The organism is Brevibacterium permense, assembly GCF_025506275.1.
Lineage (GTDB): Bacteria > Actinomycetota > Actinomycetes > Actinomycetales > Brevibacteriaceae > Brevibacterium > Brevibacterium permense_A.
On record NZ_QYCP01000091.1, the window covers coordinates 1 to 17661 of the forward strand.

At 65.5% G+C, this 17661-nt stretch carries 20 protein-coding genes and 1 pseudogene; 10 read left to right on the forward strand and 11 right to left on the reverse strand.

What is annotated here, in order from left to right:
- From D3I60_RS12355 to D3I60_RS12365, 3 genes are all read right to left on the reverse strand, one after another.
- Positions 1 to 2709 (reverse strand): error-prone DNA polymerase (locus D3I60_RS12355; protein WP_262776615.1); only part of this gene is annotated, 2709 nt, incomplete at its 3' end.
- A 65-nt stretch (positions 2710 to 2774) separates the two neighbouring features.
- Positions 2775 to 4400, reverse strand: coding sequence for a Y-family DNA polymerase (locus tag D3I60_RS12360; protein ID WP_262776616.1), 1626 nt, complete (start codon positions 4398 to 4400; stop codon positions 2775 to 2777).
- The gene (locus D3I60_RS12365; RefSeq protein ID WP_262776617.1) at positions 4390 to 5163 is read right to left on the reverse strand and encodes a DNA recombination/repair protein RecA; all 774 of its coding nucleotides are present in this window, start codon (positions 5161 to 5163) and stop codon (positions 4390 to 4392) included. The genes D3I60_RS12360 and D3I60_RS12365 overlap by 11 nt, the downstream gene beginning before the upstream one ends.
- 603 nt (positions 5164 to 5766) lie before the next feature.
- Between D3I60_RS12365 and D3I60_RS12370 the strand changes: the two are divergent.
- The 4 genes and pseudogenes from D3I60_RS12370 to D3I60_RS12385 all read left to right on the forward strand — a co-directional run.
- Positions 5767 to 5850, forward strand: a pseudogene (locus tag D3I60_RS12370) (class I SAM-dependent methyltransferase); the annotation flags it as partial.
- Between the two features lie 188 nt (positions 5851 to 6038).
- Positions 6039 to 6260 carry a hypothetical protein gene (locus tag D3I60_RS12375; protein WP_262776760.1) on the forward strand — a complete coding sequence of 74 codons (222 nt, stop codon included), beginning with the start codon at positions 6039 to 6041 and terminating at the stop codon, positions 6258 to 6260.
- A 20-nt stretch (positions 6261 to 6280) separates the two neighbouring features.
- Positions 6281 to 6745, forward strand: coding sequence for a tRNA (cytidine(34)-2'-O)-methyltransferase (locus tag D3I60_RS12380; RefSeq protein WP_139467259.1), 465 nt, complete (start codon positions 6281 to 6283; stop codon positions 6743 to 6745).
- Between the two features lie 45 nt (positions 6746 to 6790).
- The gene (locus tag D3I60_RS12385; protein WP_262776618.1) at positions 6791 to 7615 is read left to right on the forward strand and encodes a PfkB family carbohydrate kinase; all 825 of its coding nucleotides are present in this window, start codon (positions 6791 to 6793) and stop codon (positions 7613 to 7615) included.
- 152 nt (positions 7616 to 7767) lie between these two features.
- Here the strand turns inward: D3I60_RS12385 and D3I60_RS12390 are convergent, their stop codons facing one another.
- Positions 7768 to 8022, reverse strand: coding sequence for a type B 50S ribosomal protein L31 (locus D3I60_RS12390; protein ID WP_101544255.1), 255 nt, complete (start codon positions 8020 to 8022; stop codon positions 7768 to 7770).
- 177 nt (positions 8023 to 8199) lie between these two features.
- Between D3I60_RS12390 and D3I60_RS12395 the strand changes: the two genes are divergently transcribed.
- Positions 8200 to 8751: a YbaK/EbsC family protein gene (locus D3I60_RS12395; RefSeq protein WP_262776619.1), complete on the forward strand. Its 552-nt coding sequence runs from the start codon at positions 8200 to 8202 to the stop codon at positions 8749 to 8751.
- 45 nt (positions 8752 to 8796) lie between these two features.
- Here D3I60_RS12395 and D3I60_RS12400 read toward each other — a convergent pair whose 3' ends face one another.
- The 4 genes from D3I60_RS12400 to D3I60_RS12415 are packed head-to-tail and all read right to left on the reverse strand — an operon-like array spanning position 8797 to position 12198.
- On the reverse strand, positions 8797 to 9567 hold the full coding sequence (locus D3I60_RS12400) for a phosphatase (protein ID WP_262776620.1): 771 nt from the start codon (positions 9565 to 9567) through the stop codon (positions 8797 to 8799).
- A gap of 46 nt (positions 9568 to 9613) precedes the next feature.
- Complete coding sequence (locus D3I60_RS12405) at positions 9614 to 10543, reverse strand: TrmH family RNA methyltransferase (RefSeq protein ID WP_262776621.1); 930 nt, start codon at positions 10541 to 10543, stop codon at positions 9614 to 9616.
- Between the two features lie 30 nt (positions 10544 to 10573).
- Positions 10574 to 11410 carry a sulfite exporter TauE/SafE family protein gene (locus D3I60_RS12410; RefSeq protein ID WP_262776622.1) on the reverse strand — a complete coding sequence of 279 codons (837 nt, stop codon included), beginning with the start codon at positions 11408 to 11410 and terminating at the stop codon, positions 10574 to 10576.
- A gap of 2 nt (positions 11411 to 11412) precedes the next feature.
- Positions 11413 to 12198 carry an ABC transporter ATP-binding protein gene (locus tag D3I60_RS12415; RefSeq protein WP_262776623.1) on the reverse strand — a complete coding sequence of 262 codons (786 nt, stop codon included), beginning with the start codon at positions 12196 to 12198 and terminating at the stop codon, positions 11413 to 11415.
- A gap of 44 nt (positions 12199 to 12242) precedes the next feature.
- Here D3I60_RS12415 and D3I60_RS12420 point away from each other — a divergent pair, with 44 nt between their 5' ends.
- Both D3I60_RS12420 and serB read left to right on the forward strand, forming a co-directional pair.
- A complete protein-coding gene (locus D3I60_RS12420) occupies positions 12243 to 12977 on the forward strand; it encodes a hypothetical protein (protein ID WP_262776624.1) in 735 nt (244 codons plus the stop codon).
- Positions 12974 to 13651 (forward strand): phosphoserine phosphatase SerB, encoded by a 678-nt coding sequence (gene serB, locus D3I60_RS12425; RefSeq protein WP_262776625.1) that lies wholly within the window; start codon positions 12974 to 12976, stop codon positions 13649 to 13651. The genes D3I60_RS12420 and serB overlap by 4 nt, the downstream gene beginning before the upstream one ends.
- 130 nt (positions 13652 to 13781) lie before the next feature.
- Here serB and D3I60_RS12430 read toward each other — a convergent pair whose 3' ends face one another.
- The 3 genes from D3I60_RS12430 to D3I60_RS12440 all read right to left on the reverse strand — a co-directional run bounded on the left by D3I60_RS12430 (position 13782) and on the right by D3I60_RS12440 (position 15913).
- On the reverse strand, positions 13782 to 14288 hold the full coding sequence (locus D3I60_RS12430) for a SixA phosphatase family protein (RefSeq protein ID WP_262776626.1): 507 nt from the start codon (positions 14286 to 14288) through the stop codon (positions 13782 to 13784).
- A gap of 8 nt (positions 14289 to 14296) precedes the next feature.
- On the reverse strand, positions 14297 to 15055 hold the full coding sequence (gene fabI, locus D3I60_RS12435; protein ID WP_101544266.1) for an enoyl-ACP reductase FabI: 759 nt from the start codon (positions 15053 to 15055) through the stop codon (positions 14297 to 14299).
- A gap of 147 nt (positions 15056 to 15202) precedes the next feature.
- Positions 15203 to 15913, reverse strand: a complete 711-nt coding sequence (locus D3I60_RS12440; protein WP_139467272.1) for a beta-ketoacyl-ACP reductase — start codon at positions 15911 to 15913, stop codon at positions 15203 to 15205.
- Positions 15914 to 16013: 100 nt separating this feature from the next.
- Between D3I60_RS12440 and D3I60_RS12445 the strand changes: the two genes are divergently transcribed.
- The 3 genes from D3I60_RS12445 to D3I60_RS12455 are packed head-to-tail and all read left to right on the forward strand — an operon-like array spanning position 16014 to position 17652.
- A complete protein-coding gene (locus tag D3I60_RS12445) occupies positions 16014 to 16544 on the forward strand; it encodes a DUF3099 domain-containing protein (RefSeq protein WP_262776627.1) in 531 nt (176 codons plus the stop codon).
- Positions 16541 to 16753 (forward strand): hypothetical protein, encoded by a 213-nt coding sequence (locus tag D3I60_RS12450; protein WP_101544269.1) that lies wholly within the window; start codon positions 16541 to 16543, stop codon positions 16751 to 16753. The genes D3I60_RS12445 and D3I60_RS12450 overlap by 4 nt, the downstream gene beginning before the upstream one ends.
- Positions 16750 to 17652 (forward strand): SURF1 family cytochrome oxidase biogenesis protein, encoded by a 903-nt coding sequence (locus tag D3I60_RS12455; protein ID WP_262776628.1) that lies wholly within the window; start codon positions 16750 to 16752, stop codon positions 17650 to 17652. The genes D3I60_RS12450 and D3I60_RS12455 overlap by 4 nt, the downstream gene beginning before the upstream one ends.
- The last annotated feature ends 9 nt before the right edge of the window (positions 17653 to 17661 follow it).

The window sequence follows — 17661 nt, forward strand, 5'->3', positions numbered from 1 at the left end:
GGCGGTGTCCCCATCCCCTGCCTCTGCGACCCGTTCGAGGTCCGTGGCCGCCTGGGACCGGCGGATGTCGACGGGCAGGATCGGTACTCCGTGCCGGCGGGCGTCGGCGATGAGCGACTGCGGGGAGTAGAAGCCCATCGGCTGGCTGCGCAGCAGACCGGCGGTGAAGGCGGCGTGGTGATGGTATTTGAACCAGGCGGACTGGTAGACGAGGTTCGCGAAGCTGATGGCATGCGATTCGGGAAATCCGTAGTTCGCGAAGGCCGCGATGGTGGAGAAGATCGTCTCGGCGGTCTCCGCGTCGACTCCGCGCTCCATGGCTCCGGTACGGAACTTCTCGGCGAGTTCGGCCATCCGCTTCTCCGACCGACGGGAGCCCATGGCCTGCCGCAGCCGGTCGGCATCGGCACCGGTGAACCCGCCGACGTCGATGGCCATCTGCATGAGCTGCTCTTGGAACAGAGGGACCCCGCAGGTCTTGGCCAAGGACTTCTCGAGCAGCGGGTGGAGGTATTCGACCTCATCCAGACCCTGCCGTCGGCGGATATAGGGGTGGACGGATCCACCTTGGATCGGCCCCGGTCGGATGAGAGCGACCTGGACGGCCAAGTCGTAGAACTTCTCCGGGCGCAGCCGGGGCAGGGTGGCCAGCTGGGCGCGGGATTCGACCTGGAAGACCCCGATCGCATCGGCGCGGCAGAGCATCTCGTAGACGGCTTCGTCGTCGTCATCGATCTCCGCCCGGTCGATGAGGACCCCGGTGTGACGGTGGACGAGTCCGACCATCTCGTGCAGGGCGGTGAGCATGCCCAGACCGAGCAGGTCGAACTTGACCAGGTCCATGGCCGCGCAGTCGTCCTTGTCCCATTGGACGACGGTGCGGTGGCCCATCGTTGCCTTCTCGATCGGCACAACTTCGCCGATGGCACGGTCGGCCAGGATCATCCCACCGGAGTGGATGCCCAGATGGCGCGGTGAGCCGAGCAGATCCTCGGCGACCTCGAGCACCGGTGCGGGCACCGGTGAGTCCTCAGCATCGGGCAGGCTCGACCACCGGTTGCTCGACTTCGAGAACGCATCCTGCTGGCCGGGGGCATAGCCGAGGCTGAAGGCGGCATCCCGGATGGCCGATTTCGCACGGTAGGTGATGACATTGGCGACCTGGGCAGCCCGGTCACGGCCGAAATGGTCGTAGACGTATTGGATGACCTCTTCGCGGCGGCCGGATTCGATGTCGATGTCGATGTCCGGGTACCCCTTGCGGTCCGGGGACAGGAACCGATCGAAGAGCAGTCCGTGTTTGACGGCGTCGACGGCGGTGATGCCGAGGACGAAGCAGACCGCGGAGTTCGCCGCCGAACCCCGGCCTTGGCAGAAGATGCCCATATTGCGGCAGAACTCGGTGATGTCGAAGACGATGAGGAAGTAGCCGCAGAAGCCCAGTTGGGCGATCATGTCCATCTCCCGGTCCAGCTGCTCCCAGGCCCGCGGATGCTCTGCTCGGGATCCGTAGCGGGTACGGCCGCGTTCGGCGATGAGGCCGCGCAGATACGTCTCCCCCTCGGTCTCATCGGGCATCGGCGCCTTCGGCAGGTCGGGACGGGCCGAGGAGAGGACGAAGGAGCAGTCCTGACCGATCCGCACCGCATTGTCCACAGCCTGCCGCGGGAATCGCGCGAGCATCTCCTGGCCGGTGTGGATGCGTGCGCTCGCCGTCGCCGGCAGCCATCCGGCCAGTTCGTCCAGGGACTTCCGCGACCGCACCGAGGCGCGCACCTGAGCCGACTTCCACTCGGCCCGGGTGGCGAAGTGGACGGCATTGCTGGCGATGATCGGCAGGCCCGTCCGCTGAGCCAGATCGCCGAGGTGGCGCAGCCGTTCGTCGTCATCCGGGGTTCCGTCCCGGCTGAGTTCGACGGCGACCCGGTCGGGTCCGAAGAGTGCGGTGAGTTCGCGCAGAGCGCTGAGCCCGCCGTCATCGTTGCCCAAGGCTCGTCGCAGCGGTCCTTTGCGACAGCCGGTGAGGATCATCCAGTCTCCGTCCTCTGCCGCGAGTTCTTCGAGGTCGAAGAGCGGACGGTTCTTCTCACCGCGCAGGTTCGCCTCGGTGATGACCTGAGAGAGCTGGCGGTAGCCCTCGACGCTGCGGGCGAGGACGAGCAGGTGGGTGGCATCGGGGTCGGTCTGTCCGGGGATCTTCTCGGCCAGCCCGATGGACAGTTCGGAGCCGAACACGGTGTCCAGTCCCGCCTCGGCAGCGGCATGGGCGAAGCGGACGGCACCGTAGAGTCCGTTGTGGTCGGTCAGCGCCAGGGAGCTCAGCCCGGCGGCGGCGCCGGCGGCGACGAGCTCTTCGGGGTCGGAGGCTCCGTCGAGGAAGCTGAACTGGGAGTGCACATGCAGCTCCGCCCAGTCGACCTGCTTCCGCAGCAGTCCCGGTCCGCGGTTCGGCCCCTGAGCACTGCCGGCGCCTGCCGGCTCCTGATAGCGGCTGAGTCCGTCCGAACCGCCGGGGCCGACCGAGACTTGGTAGCGGTCGGGGCGGGAGAACGCAGGGGCATCGGAGCCGTCAGCGTGCTTGTCGACAGGCTGTTTTCCTGCCGAGTTCTCGCCAGCAGGCTGTTTGTCCGCCGGGGAAGACCGGATGTCCTTGCCCTCGAGGCGGCGGGCCAGCTTCGACCACGGTGTGCGCGGGTTCGAGAATCCCATCGGGATCTCCTCCTCTCAGGTGGGGTCGTTCTCTCAGTTGGAGTCGTCGGTCGGCAGGTTGCCGGTCAGCGGTAACGGCCGGTGAGGTACCACTGACCGTGCTCTTTGCTCAGCAGAAGGGCACGGCCGGCATCGGTGACCACCTGCAGCCGGGTGCGGTAGACGGCTCGGTTCGGGTCCCACCATCCGGATTCGATGGGCCAGGAACCGGAGTAGTCGGTGATGGTCTCGGTCTGCCCGGTGGGGAATCTGATCGTCGCCGGGGCCGCACCCAGACCCGAGGGGCGTGCTTCCACCGGTGAGCCGTCCGCGGCGAGCACGTCGACGGCGGAGTGTTCGACGGTCGTCGGACGGGGTGCGTGCAGAGCACCGGGCCAGGGAGCGGCAGGGCTGCGTTCGGGGACGGCCGCCTGCTGCCACGGGGTCCACAGGTTCGTCTCTGCCGGGTCCCACCCGCCTTGGATGCCCGGAACCAGGACGGCATCGGGACCGAACAGTCCCTGCAGACGCTCGAGCGTATGGGTGATCTGCCCGGTGTTCTCGTCGAACAGGCTGCGTGTGGCACCGATCGGGGTGGTCAGTTCGGCCGCGATGAGGCGCAGCGCGATGATGCCGTCGTCGGAGAAGTCCTCGGCGTCGGGCGCCGGCTCGTCGACGATGTCGAGTTCCTGCGTGTCAGGCTGCGCCGTGCGGGGATTCTGTCCCGGAGGCGAACCCCGGCCCACTCCCGCCAGCCAGCCTTCGGCCTGCCACCGCAGGCGGTCGGCGATCGCATTCTCCTGCATGTCCTCGATCCGCCAGGTCCGGGACGAGGACTGGCCGCCCGCGGCATCGAGTTCGATCGTGATCTGGGTGCAGACCAGCCCCTGTCTGCGCACCTTGGCCAGCAGGTCGGCACCGAGCTGGCGGGCGAGGAAGCCGAGGGTATCGCTGCGGGCCGTCGGGGCATCGAGGTCGAGTTCGACGTCGAGCTGTTCGCCGCGGACATGATCGGCGAGCGGGGCTCCTGCCCGCCCGGAGGCCAGGTCGTGCAGATGCCGACCGAAGGCGCCGAAGCGTGCGTTCACGTCTTTGGTCGCGAGGCGGGCGAGGTCACCGAGGGTGCGCAGCCCCAGCTGCAGGAAGACCTCGATCAGCGCGGTCGCCTCGGCGCCGGCGTATTCCAGGGTGGTGATCGGCTGGGCGGAGAGGAAGTCCACGGTCTGTCCGGATTCGACGCGGCGCGCCTGTCCGGCGGCGAGGACCGCGGCGAAGACGGTATCGGCGATCCCCGGGAAGAACTCCCATCCGGTGTCATCGACAAGCGCCGAGACCAGTGTTTCGACCGCCTCGGCTTCGTCGGCGTAGCCGTGTCTGAGCGAGTCGAGAGGGATCGCCAATGTTCCCGGGCTGAGCAGGGTGAACCGTGCGACGAGGTTGTCGAGGGCACCGACCCCGGCACTGAAATGTCGGTTGTCGGCCTCTTCGTCCCAGACCGCGATGTGGGCTTCCGGACAGCGGTATCCCACGGCGCGTTTGTTGTTCCCGGCGGTGATTCCGGCGGCACGGGCCGGAGCATCGGCGGCGATGACCTTGCCGGCGTGGAGGACCGCGACAGGGCGGCCCGGTGCGATGTCGTGTTCGACCGCGGCGGCCACCGCCGGCCAGTCGGGAACGGTGAGCACGAGGGTGCGGCCGGACTCATCCGACATGACTGATCACCTGCCGCAGCTGTGTGATCGTCGACCACCGAGGATCGTCGTCCGTGTCCGTGGCCGGATCTGTGTCCAGATCCGTTGTCGGGGCAATGGACGCTCCTCCGCCGTCTGCCACCACTTCCAGCGTCCCCGCGGGGACGCTGGCGGGAGTTCCTGACGGCCCGGGCAGCAGGAACCGGTGGGTTCCCGTCTGTGAACGAGCACGGACGAGGCAGGACTGCAGACGGCCGTGACCGTGTTCGGCACCCGTCCAACGGGTGTCGGTGATCTCGATCTGCTCCGTACCGCCAGAAAGAGGTCGGAGACTGATAAGGCTCATTCGTCGTTCACGGATCTTCGCCAGGAGTCGGGCCCGTTCCGACGCGCTCGGGGCGAAGCCGGGGTCGACGAGGATGATGTCGAAGGATTCGATGAGGATCGACGCCACTCGCAGCCAGTCCTCACCAGGGGTCGCGAGGTTGACGAAATGATCGAGATCGACACCGAGGTCGGCGATCGAGGACACGGACGGTTCGCCGAGCCCGATGCCGGCACACCACTTCTGTTCCCGGGTCGCCGCAGCGATCGTCGCCAGGCCGCAGCTCAGCGACAGCTCACCGGTGACGGTGACGAGTTCCCCACGCGGCAGACCGCCGCGACGGAACAGCGGCGAGAGCACAGGATCCACCGGATGGGGTGGGATCTTGTCGAACAGTGCCGCAGCCGTGGAGATCCCCGTCTCCCGACTGAGCTGTTCGATGACCGGTGCTGCTGACATGACATCCATTATCGAACTGGTGTTCTAAATTGGCAAGATTCAGACAACAGCTTTGTCTTCCCGGGCGTGTCGCCATTCGGATTCGAGCCTTCATGCGGTAGTGAAACGAGATCAAAGCCGCAGCACTCACCGTCACCTCCCGGGTCGGCCGCCTCCGCCGCATTCGGCTCATCGTCACTCATGGCGCTCCCCTCCCGCGGCCGCTTCGGCCCTCTGGCCCGGCGATCCCCATGACCACCGACCGTGCCTCCACTCTAGGATTCGGCACTGACACCAGAATTCGAGCGAAGACAGTCTTCAGCACTCGATGATTGCCGAGATTCGATTGAGTTTCGTTTCTTCAGGTGACGGAACCGAACCACGTGTGTCCCGAAGATCGCCGAACTGCCCCACACCGGTGGTGTCAGCGCCGACGGGTAGGGTGACGTCATGACTGACGAAGCCCGCATCCGCGAAGCGGCCACGCGTGATTCCTACGATGCGATCGCCCGGACCTACACGGAATGGGTCGCCGATGAGCTCACTGCCAAACCGCATGACCGCGCCGTCCTCGGGGCCTTCTCCGAGCTCGTCCTCGGCACCGGCTCGACGGAGGTCCTCGACATGGGATGCGGGCCCGGTCGCATCACCACATTCCTCGCCGCCCTCGGACTCGAACCGCGCGGACTCGACCTCTCCCCTGCCATGATCGAACTCGCGCAGGGCCTCTATCCGGCGCATCAGTTCGACATCGGGTCGATGACCGCCCTGCTTATGCCGATGAGTCCTTCTCCGGTCTCGTCGCCTGGTATTCGACGATCCACGTCCCGGACGATGAGCTTGTCCTCACCTTCGCCGAGGCGGCCCGTGCCCTGCGTCCGGGCGGTTGGTTCCAGTTGGCGTTCCAGCTCGGGGACCGGGTCGATCATTTCTCCGATCTCGCCGGCTTCGACGTCGACCTCGACTTCCACCGCCGCTCGATCGATGACGTGTTCACCGCGCTCGAACCGCACGGCTTCATTCCTGCCACCCGTCTCGAACGCGAACCCGACCGGACCGGTCGCTTCCCGGAGACGACCAGGCAGGGGTACCTCCTCGTTCGTAAGGCCAGCCTCTGAGGTGAGAAGATGAGGGTGATATGAACATCGACATCGTCTTCCACACTCCCGAGATCCCCGGAAACACCGGAAACGCCATCCGGCTCGCCGCGGTCACCGGAGCCCATCTGCATCTCGTCGAGCCCCTCGGCTTCGACCTCTCCGACGCGAAGCTGCGCCGAGCCGGTCTCGACTATCACGACCTCGCCCATGTCACCGTCCATCCTTCGATCGACGAACTCTGGGGCCACCTCGGCGAACGTCGGGTGATCGCGTTCAGCACGCATACGGACAATTCCTTTGCCGAGGTGGACTACCAAGACGGTGATGTCCTCCTCTTCGGACGCGAGTCGACGGGACTGCCCGACGAAGTCGTCAACGACGAGCATGTGGATATGACGGTGCGGATTCCGATGCTGCCTGCACGCCGCTCGCTCAACCTGGCGAATTCGGCATCCATCGCCATCTACGAAGCCTGGCGTCAGCACGGATACGCAGGGGCCTGAACCCGCGTAGACTTCTTCGCGAACGCTTTACCTGAAAGGACCACTATGACCGCAAAGGTACTCACTGTCGCCGGATCCGATGTCTCCGGAGGAGCCGGACTCGAAGCCGACCTGAAGATGTTCGACGAATACGGGGCATTCGGCACTGCCGTCGTCACCTGCATCGTCACTTTCGATCCCAATGACGGATTCGCCCACGTCCTCGAGTTCATCGAGCCCGAGGTCGTCACCCGTCAGCTCGAATCGACTCTGGCCGTGCACGAGTTCACCGCCATCAAGTCCGGCATGCTCGGCTCCGTCGACTCGGCACTGGTCCTCGCCGAAGAGCTGAAGACCAATGATCTGCCGTACGTCTTCGATCCTGTGCTCGTGTGCAAGGGCGCAGGCACCATGGTCGATCTCAAGGATCTCTTCGTCGAGAACCTCGTGCCTCTGGCCACCGTCGTCACCCCGAACCTCGAAGAGGCCGCGACCCTGGCCGGGGTCGACCCCATCGACTCCGTCGAAGGCATGATCGAGGCCGCGAAGATCATCCACGGGCAGGGCGCGAAGAACGTCGTCGTCAAGGGCGGAGCCCGCCTCGCCGGGGACGATGCCATCGACATCCTCTTCGACGGAGAGACCGTGACGACTCTGCGCTCGCGTAAGGTCAACAACAAGCTCGTCAACGGCGCAGGCTGCTCCTTCGCCTCCTCGATCGCGGCAGGAATCGCCACCGGTCTCGACATCAAGGACGCCGTCGTCTCTGCCAAGGAGAAGGTCGCTCACGGAATCGCAAACTGCCTCGACAATGCCACCGGCGTCGCCTCGCTCTACCATCCGGCGGCACGGGTGAGCCCCTCCACCGAGGTCTCAGTCACCGTCGACTGATCACCGGTGCTTCGGCTGCGTCCCCGCGGGGACGCAGCCGGTCACAGTCGGGACGTCGCATCAGAGTCAGTCGCTCTGCAGACGGCAAATCGCCCCGCACACCATTCCGGTGTGCGGGGCGATTCGTATGAAGCTGTTGGGAACGCCCGAGATCAGCGCTTGCCGAAGCCCTTGTAGCGGTCCTTGAACTTCTCCACGCGGCCGGCGGAGTCGAGGATGCGCTGCTTGCCCGTGTAGAACGGGTGCGAAGCGGACGAGATCTCGACGTCGATCACGGGGTAGGTGTTGCCGTCTTCCCACTCGATGGTCTTCTCGCTCTTAGCGGTGGAGCGGGTGAGGAACTTGGTGCCGGAAGCCAGATCGTTGAACACGATCGGCGCGTATTCCGGGTGGATGTCCTTCTTCATTTTCTTACCTCTGCTGAATTCTTTCAGGCGCCTGATATGAGTTGAACTCATCTGCCAGTGCCCGAATTCGTCTGCTGGACACGCTCCGAACCGTAGGAACCGGACACGGAGCGACAATCGATTCTAACTGATGGGCCCGGACAAAGCGATTCGACACGGATCTCCTAAACTGTGGCCATGACCACGAAGGAACGCCTCTCCACTCAGTTCACTCTCCGACCCGCCGCCACCGCCCCCGACCTCATGGCCGAATCGACGGCTGCCGCCTTGTCCACGGTCTCCGGCGATGTCGACGTCTTCGACATCGATCCGCAGATCGCCGATACCGCTGCTCTCCTCGATGCCACGGATCTGCCTCCGGCCACCTCGGCGAACTGCGTTCTGGTCGCCGGGTCCCGGGGTGGCGAGGAGCGGATCGCCGCGTGCATGGTGCTTGCGAACACGCGCGCCGATGTCAACAAGCGGGTCAAGAAGCTCCTCGATGTCCGCAAGGCCTCGTTCCTGCCGCTCGAGCGCGCCGTGAGCGAATCCGGGATGGAGTACGGCGGTATCGGACCGATCGGCCTGCCGGAGGATTATCGGGTGCTCATCGACTCCCGTGTCGCCGAGTCCGACGAACTCATCATCGGTTCCGGTATCCGCGGCTCCAAGCTGCTCCTCTCCGGTTCCACTCTCGCGTCCCTGCCCGGCGCCGAGGTGATCGAGGATCTCGCGAACGAGATCGGCTGACCATGGCGCTCGGGCCCGCGCCATCCGTCAGTCAGATGCGGCTCGTCAGTTCAGTCCGGCACGGTCGATCACGAAGTCGATGAGCGGGGCGTAGAGGTTCGGCACGACGTCGTCGTCGAGCGGGATGGTCGCTTCGATCTGCCTTTGTGCCTCGGCGACGAAAAGGGCAGGGTCGTTGCAATCGGCAAAGCCGATCGTACGCAGTCCGCGACTCGAGGCGGCACCGGCCCACCCATGGTCGGCGACGACGAGGTCGGGGGCAGATCCGCCGCGGGCGGCGATATCATCGAGCAGCGCACGCATCGGCTCGGCCAGATGCGTGTGCGGACTTCCGCCGTGCAGGTGCCAGGTCCACACGTTGCTGATCTGTCGGACGTCCCCGCCGATCTCCGGAACCGGGATGAAGTGATCACGGGTGTCGATGACGGCGCCGGCGTCTTTCGCTGCGGCGGCAATTGCCATATGCACAGGCAGCAGTCCGGCCGGGTGACCAGTGGCGAAGAGGATCCGGCCACCGGCGCGCGCGACCTCACCGACGGCCTCGGCGAGCTTCTCCAGAGCGTCGATGCAGGCATCGGTGGAGATCGTGTCCACGCCTTCGACGAACTCGGGATCGGGCCGCAGGCCGCAGCGCTCAACCATGAGCGCGAACACCCCGTCGTAGTCCCATGCGCGGGTGAGTTCGACTCCGAAGTCGAATTGGCGCTCCTGGTCGAGGAACCGGTGGATGTGCGAGAGGTTGTTCTCTCTCGGGGTGGCGACCTCCCCAGTGATCCGTCCGGCTTCAAGAGCAAGGGCTAGGGTGCTGCGGTCCACGGGGGTCCTCTCTGTAGCTTGCGGGGAAAAAGGGCACTGGAACAACTCACTCTTCCTGCAGGGCGAAGCAGGTGACCGCCGAGGCGGCCGCGACGTTGAGGGAGTCCACTCCCCCGCTCATGGGGATCATCACGGTCGAGTCGCAGGCGGCGATCGTCGATCTCTTCAGACCGTCGCCTTCGGTGCCGAAGACCACGGCGGTACGTTCGGGTGCGGTGGCGGCGAACTCCCGCAGGCTCACCGATTCGTCATCGAGTGCCAGTGCCGCGACATGGAAACCGGCTTCCTGGAGCTCTGCGATCCCGTCTGGCCAGGATTCGATGCGAGTCCACGGCACCTGGAAGACCGTGCCCATCGACACGCGGATCGACCGGCGGTAGAGCGGATCGGCGCAGCGCGGGGTCACGAGCACGGCGTCGGCGCCGAATGCGGCCGCAGAGCGGAAGATGGCGCCGACGTTCGTGTGGTCGACGATGTCTTCGATGACAACGAGTCGTCTGGCATCGGCGATCAAGGAGGCGACCGGAGCCGGAGCGGGTCGGCCCATGGCGGCCAGAGCTCCTCGGTGCAGGTGGAATCCGGTCAGGGACTCCACGGCGGCATCCGTGCCGATGAAGATCGGCGCATCGCTCTCAGAGATGATGTCGGCCAAGTCGAACAGCCATTTCGGGCTGGTGAGGAACGACCGTGGTGAGAGGCCGGCAGCATGAGCGCGGCGGATGATCTTCGAAGATTCGGCGATGAACAGCCCCTCGGCGGGTTCGCGCACGCTGCGCAGGGCGACGTCGGTCAGCTGCGTGTAGTCACGCATGCCCTCGAGACGACCGTGCAGGACAGCTCTGGAATCATCGCCCTGGCTCTCCGCAGCCAGGTCCGCTTCATCGAAGAAGCGCAGACGCTCGACGGCGATCCCGAGCTCAGCGGACCGATCGATGACCTGCTGGCGGGTCATGGGTGCCTTGGCCGGAGTGTTCACAGCGCGCTCCCCTTCACAGCGGAACTCCGTTCACAGGGTGAGGATCCTCCAGATCGCGACGAGTCCGAGCGCCACGATGATGGAGCGCAGCAGCACGGGTGAGAACTTCCGCCCGATACGGGCACCGAAGTACCCGCCGATGAGTGAGCCGATGGCGATGCAGACAACGGCGATCCAGTTGATCCGATCGTGGCCGACGATGATGTACGTGCTCGCCGAGACCGTATTGACGACGAGGACGAGGACGTTCTTCAGCCCGTTGAGTCGCTGCAGATCATCGGGCAGCAGCAGACCGAGCAGGGCGATGAGGATGATGCCCTGGGCGGCGGCGAAGTAGCCGCCGTAGATCGCGGTGAGGAAGACGACGATGAGCACCGCGATATACCGGCCCGTGGACAGGCGATCCCCCGCCTGGGCGGCCCGATGCTCGACTCCGGCGGCCTCGGCACGGCGCAGGGACCGGTTCTTCAGGTAGCGGGAGAGGTACGGCTGGCCGACCACCATGATCAAGGCCACGACGAGGAGGACCGGCACGATCGTCTCGAAAGCATCCTCGGGCAGGTGAAGCAGCAGATACGCCCCGGTCAGCGACCCGAGCAGAGAGGCCGGAACGTATCCGAGAATCCGCTTCCACTGCCCTCGCAGCTCTTCACGGTATCCGAACGAGGAGGCGATATTGCCGGGGATGAGACCGACAGCGTTGCTCATCGTCGACACCACCGGCGGCACTCCGAAAGCGACGAGCGCGGGGAAGGTGATGAGCGTTCCGGAGCCGACGACGGCGTTGATGCCTCCTGCCGCGATTCCGGCGACGATGACAAGGCCGATCTGCCACGGTTCGAGGCTCAGGTTCGCCAGGAACTCCATATTCAGAGGGCGGAACGTGCGTGGTAGCGCTGACCGTCCTGGGTGAGCTTGACGTCGATGCCGAAGGTCGCCGCGAGGTTCTCCGCCGTCAGGGTCTCCTCGATCGGACCGGCGGCCAGATCGGTGCCCTCGGACAGCAGCAGCACATGCGTGATGCCCTCCGGGATCTCCTCGACATGGTGGGTGACCATGATCGTGGCCGGCGCCCACTTCGACGAGAGTATCTCCGAAAGTGCGCCGAGCAGCTCCTCACGCCCGCCGAAGTCGAGTCCGGAGGCCGGCTCGTCGAGCAGAAGCAGCTCCGGGTCGGTCATGAGCGCACGCGCGATCTGCACACGTTTGCGCTCGCCCTCGGACAGCGTGCCGAAGGTGCGATCGGCCAAGTGAGTGATGTGGAACGCGGCCAGCAGATCGCGGGCACGCTCGGTATCGTCCTGTTCGTACTCTTCCACCCAGCGTCCGGTGACGCCGTAGGCGGCGGTGAGGACGGTGTCGAGGACCGCTTCGGAACTCGGAATGCGGTTGGCCAGAATCGTCGAGGCATACCCGATGCGCGGGCGCAGTTCGAACACATCGACGCGGCCGAGCTGTTCCTCGAGGATGTTGACCGTACCCGTCGTCGGATGCATGCGACCGGCCGCGATTTCGAGCAGGGTCGTCTTGCCCGCACCATTGGGTCCGAGCACTGCCCAATGCTCGCCTTCGGCGACGGTCAGCGAGAAATCGTCGAGGAGGAAATTCGTCCCCCGGCGCACGGACACAGAATCCAGATTCAGGACTTCACTCATATCTTCAGACTCTATCGCAGACGAGCCGTCTATCCTGGTTCGACATGGACCTCACGACCGACTCACTGCTGCTGACCCTGGCCCTCAACCACCGTCTGCGCTCGACCCTGCCCCCTGACGAGGTGACTTCTGCATTCCTCGACGACGATCGTGATGTTCCTCTCATCGTCTCTGATGAGGTCTTCGACTCGGTCGTTCCCACCGGTCTGCTGCTCTTCGCAGCCGTAGCGGCCGCCGCCGGAATCACACATGCGCGTTTGGCACTGCACCACCCGTCCCTGCCGCATACGACTCCCCCGGTCGATCGCACCGCCCGGACGAAAGTCGGACGCCACACCGCCCCCGTCGTCCTCCATCGCGGCGACGAGCAGGCAGCGATCGCCCTCATCGGCGCCGAAGCGAACGTCGAGATCATCGCCTGTGCGCCCACCGTCTTCCGCCCCGTCACGGTCGGGTCCGCCCCCGAGGCGCTGCGGCGTCTGCGCCTGCTGGTGATGGAGGGCCTGCGTCTCATCGAGACCATCGACGTTCCCGAGGACTGGCGGCAGGGGCCGTGGCGTGACTGGCAGGAGGAGCTGTCGACGATGCACCCGATCTCGCGGCTCATCCCCACCGAGGCGGATTCCCGTGCGATCTACGCCGCCCTCGACATCCACCACCGGATGCGCACCGTGCTCGCCCCTGCGACGGTCGCCCCACCCGAGTTCGGTGCGCTGCTGTCTCAGCTGCACCCCGCCGCCGCGGACTACATCATGGCAGTGGCTACGATGAAGGGGTGAATGAGACGCCTCAGGCCACCGCCTCCCAGATCCCCGTCCAACTGCTCGTCATGGACGTCGACTCGACGTTCATCAACGAAGAGGTCATCGACCTCATCGCCGCCCATGCCGAGGTCGGGGACAAGGTCGCCGACATCACCGAACGCGCCATGGCCGGTGAGCTCGACTTCACCGAATCCCTCGCCGAACGGGTCGCCCTGCTGAGCGGGCTGCCGGAGACCGTGCTCGATGAGGTGCGAGAGCAGATCACCCTCACCGAGGGAGCCGCCGACCTGGTCGCGGCAGTGCACTCCTCCGGCGGCCAGGTGGCGCTGGTGTCGGGCGGCTTCACCGCCATCATCGCTCCCGTCGCCGCACAGCTGGGCATCACCGACGTCTTCGCCAACGGACTCGACATCCATGACGGGCTGCTGACCGGGCGGACGAACGGCCGTGTCATCGACCCGAGCGCCAAGGCCGAGATCTTCGAGGATCTGCTCGCAGCCGGCGGATACGATCGTGCCGCCTCGGTGGCGATCGGTGACGGCGCCAATGACATCGGCATGGTCGAAGCCGCCGGTCTCGGAATCGCCTTCTGTGCGAAACCGGCCCTCGTCGCCGCAGCGGACGCGTCCGTGGAGACACGCGACCTGCGAGCCGTCATCGACCTGGTCGCTGCGCGTGCAGACGTGTGAGCGATCCCTCCCAGGGTGTGTCACCGGCGCCATTGACCGCTGACTGACCGAAGACGCCTGTGGCGCTGACGATTTTTTCGTCAGCGCCACAGGCGTGTTGTCGGCAGATCGCGTCGTTCAGGCGGTGCGTTCAGACTCCGTGGAAGACCCGGATCTGCGGAGTCGGGTAGTGGCCCGGCTCCACGTCCCAGCTCTCGAGGTCGAAGACCGCGATCGACGAGGGACGGAAGGTATCGGGAACCCCTCCTTCCGGATCGAGGTGGCCGACCACCTCGGCGACGGTCGGCTGATGGCCCACGATGTACGCGCACTGCGCATCCGCAGGAATCGAGTTGATCGCATCCAACCAGTCGTCGACGGACCCGGAATACAGCGAGGGATCCTCGCGCAGGGTCAGGTCACCCGGTTCGTCGAGAGTTCCTCCGTGAGCGCGGTTGACGGCTTCGACGACGGCCTGTCCGGTCTGCACGGTGCGCCTGGCCGCCGAGGCGATGGCCACATCGGGTGACCAGCGCTCGGCGATCTCGGCCCCAGCCTCGACCGCTTGAGCCAGACCCTTCGCATCCAGGGACCGTTCGAAGTCGGTCGGACCGTGCGCTTCCGCCTTGGCGTGGCGGGCGAGGATGAGCACAGGCATGAGTGATCTCAGGCGCCTGTGGAGTGGAATCCGCCGTCGACGTGGATCATCTCGCCGGTGGTGGCGGGGAACCAGTCGGAGAGCAGGGCGACGATGGCCTTGCCGGCAGGAGTGGTGTCCTTCTGGTCCCAGCCCAGGGGTGCGCGGTCGCCCCACATGTCTTCAAGCGTTCCGAAGCCGGGGATGGAAGTTGCGGCGGTGGTCTTCAGCGGTCCGGCCGAGACGAGGTTGACGCGCACGCCGTCTTCGCCGACGTACTTGGCGAGGTAGCGGGCGGTCGATTCGAAGGCGGCCTTGGCCACACCCATCCAGTCGTAGACCGGCCAGGAGATGGTCGCATCGAAGGTCAGTCCGACGATTCCGGCGCCCTTGTTCAGCACGGGCTTCGCGGCCACGGCGATGGCCTTGAGCGAGTATGCGGAGACGTGGATGGCCGCGGACACGGAGTCCCAAGGCGTGTCGAGGAAGACTCCGCCGAGGGCGTCCTTCGGAGCGAAGGCGATGGCGTGGACGATTCCGTCGATGTTGCCGCCGAGGCGCTCGGGCAGGGCCGCGAGATCCTCTTCGTTCGTGGCGTCGAGTTCGATGACCTGCGGGGTCTCGGGCAGGCGTTCGGCGATCACCTGAGTGATCTTCATCTGGCGGCCGAAGCTCGAGAGGATGACCTCGGCTCCCTGCTCCTGTGCGATGCGGGCAGCGGCGAAGGCGATCGACGCCTCGGTGAGCACGCCGGTGACGAGGATGCGCTTTCCGTCAAGAATTCCCATGGTGGTCCTTTCGAAAGGAAGGTGGTTGCGTGTGCATGACGCCGCTTCGGGCGGTGTCTCTGTATCGAAGTCTACGGGCTGCGGCCCGGCGGGGCCGCATCGTCTGCGGCCCAGGATCCGGTTGTGACCGGCCCAGCGCCGTCGGAGTCAGTGGCCCATGCCAAGTCCGCCGTCGACGGGGATGACGGCACCGGAGATGTAAGCGGCTTCATCGGAGGCCATCCAGCGGACGACCTTGGCGACCTCACCGGGTTCGGCGAATCGCTTGGCCGGGATGGTGGCGAGGTACTCCTTCTGCTGCTTCTCGCTGAGCTCATCGGTCATATCCGTGCGGATGAAGCCCGGGGCGACGACATTGGCGGTGATTCCGCGGGAGCCGACCTCACGGGTGATGGAACGGGCGAAGCCGACGAGGCCGGCCTTCGAGGCCGAGTAGTTCGCCTGACCGGGCACGCCGTAGAGACCCGACACGGAGGAGATGAGGACGATGCGGCCTTTCTTCGCGCGGATCATCCCGGTGATTCCGCGCTTGACGGTGCGGAAGGCACCGGTGAGGTTCGTGTTGATGACGGACTCGAATTCGTCATCGTTCATCCGCATGAGCAGATTGTCGGCGGTGATTCCGGCGTTGGCCACGACGACCTCGACGGGACCGAGCTTCTCCTCGATCTCGGTGAACGCCCGATCGATCGATTCGCTGTCGGTGACATCGGCGGCCACGGCCAGCGCTCCCTCCGGGGCCTGACCGTTGCGGGAGGTGACTGCCACCTTGTCCCCCTGGGCGAGGAATTCCTCGGCGATGGTGCGACCGATTCCGCGGTTGCCGCCGGTGACGAGGACTGTGCGTGGTTCTGACACGTTGGTCTCCTGTTGATCGACTGTGTTCTTCAAATCTATCGTGGACAAACCTATCCTGTCCTTTGGCCGATGGATATGACTCTCACAAAGGACGAGTATCATGTTTGGCAGTCATCGATCGAAGAAGGATATGGTCAGGCACGCTCAGCAGATCACAACGGCAGACACCGCCCTTGATGACGATATGCGGTCTCGGATCATCAAGTATTCGATCACGATGGGCATCAGGACGGTCTGCTTCGTGGCCGCCTATTTCGCTTTCGTCGCAGAGATGCACATCCTCATGTGGATCTGCGTGGCCGGTGCGGTCGTCCTCCCCTACCCTGCGGTCATCTTCGCCAATGCGGGCCGCGAACGCACCCGAGATGATCGTTCCGCGCTGCTCGAACAGGCCCCGCTGACAGAGCTGCCGCCGGCGCGAGGTGAGACGATCTCCGGCGACACCCTCAGGGGGGAGACGGTCGGTGACGAGACGGTCGACGATGCAGATCCCCGAGGCGGCGCCCCTGACGAGACCGATCCAGGTGCGGATCACCAGCGCGAAACGATCCAGGGCGAGACCATCCCGGGCGAAACCGTCCAAGATGAGACCGTCGACGACAACGACGAGGACAGGAGGGACCAGGCTTGAGCGAGCAGCTGCAGTGTTCCGCGAAGGAATGCCGGGCGTTCGCGACCCGCGCCCTGCTGTGGAACAATCCCCGCGTCCACACTCCCGAGCGGAAGAAGACGTGGTTGGCCTGTGATGAGCACCTCGACTATCTGCGTGACTTCCTGACTCTGCGCGACTTCTTCATCACCGACGTCTCCGTCGACGAGATTCCGGAGGACGCAGGTTGAGCCGCTATTCCTTCCTCTTCTCCGCACGCTGGCTCAAATACATCGCCATGGCGATCATCGTCATCATCGCCTGCGTGTTCCTCGCCCTGTGGCAGAAGGACCGCCGCGATCAGCGGGAGCAGGAGATCGCGACGATCACCGCGAACTACTCCGCCGACCCCGTCGACATCACCTCGGTGCTCTCGACACCGAATTCGACGCTGGAGACCACCGATGAGTGGACCCAGGTGGAACTGAGCGGAGAGTTCTCCGACGAGGACACCGTCCTCGCACGCAACCGCACGGTCGAAGACAAACCCGGCTTCTATGTGGTGACTCCGTTCGAGATCACCGGCGGTTCGACGATCGCCGTCGTCCGCGGCTTCACCGCCGAACAGGATTCCGTGCCGCCCGCTCCACGGGGTGAGCAGACCGTGGTCGCCCATCTGCGTCCTGCTCAGGACGGATCCGAGGATGAGAACCCGAAGGGACTCATCAAAGCCATCGATCCCGCGCGCATTCCGGGAATGGACGATGCCTATTCGCACGTCTACGTCGAGGCCTCACCGGCCGAGACAGGCGGCTACCCAGAGGAAGGACTGACCCCGCTGCCGATGCCCGAGCTCGATCCGGGCAACCACCTGTCCTATATGCTCCAGTGGTTCGCCTTCGGAATCATGATCATCATCGCCGTGGTCATCTCGGCCCGTCGTGAGCGCAAGGCCGCCGCCGAGGCGGTCGAGCATGGCGCTGCCGACCACGAATTGGTCGTCATCGACAAGGCCGCCCTCGACGCTGGTGCGAAGATCAGTCAGCCCGGCAGCCGCTATGGCCGCAACCGCTGGGCCTCGCCCACCGTGCGCGGGCAGGCCGAAGCCGATGAGGATGCCCTGTTCGAGGAGCGCTTCCGCTCTCAGTGAGCCGATCAG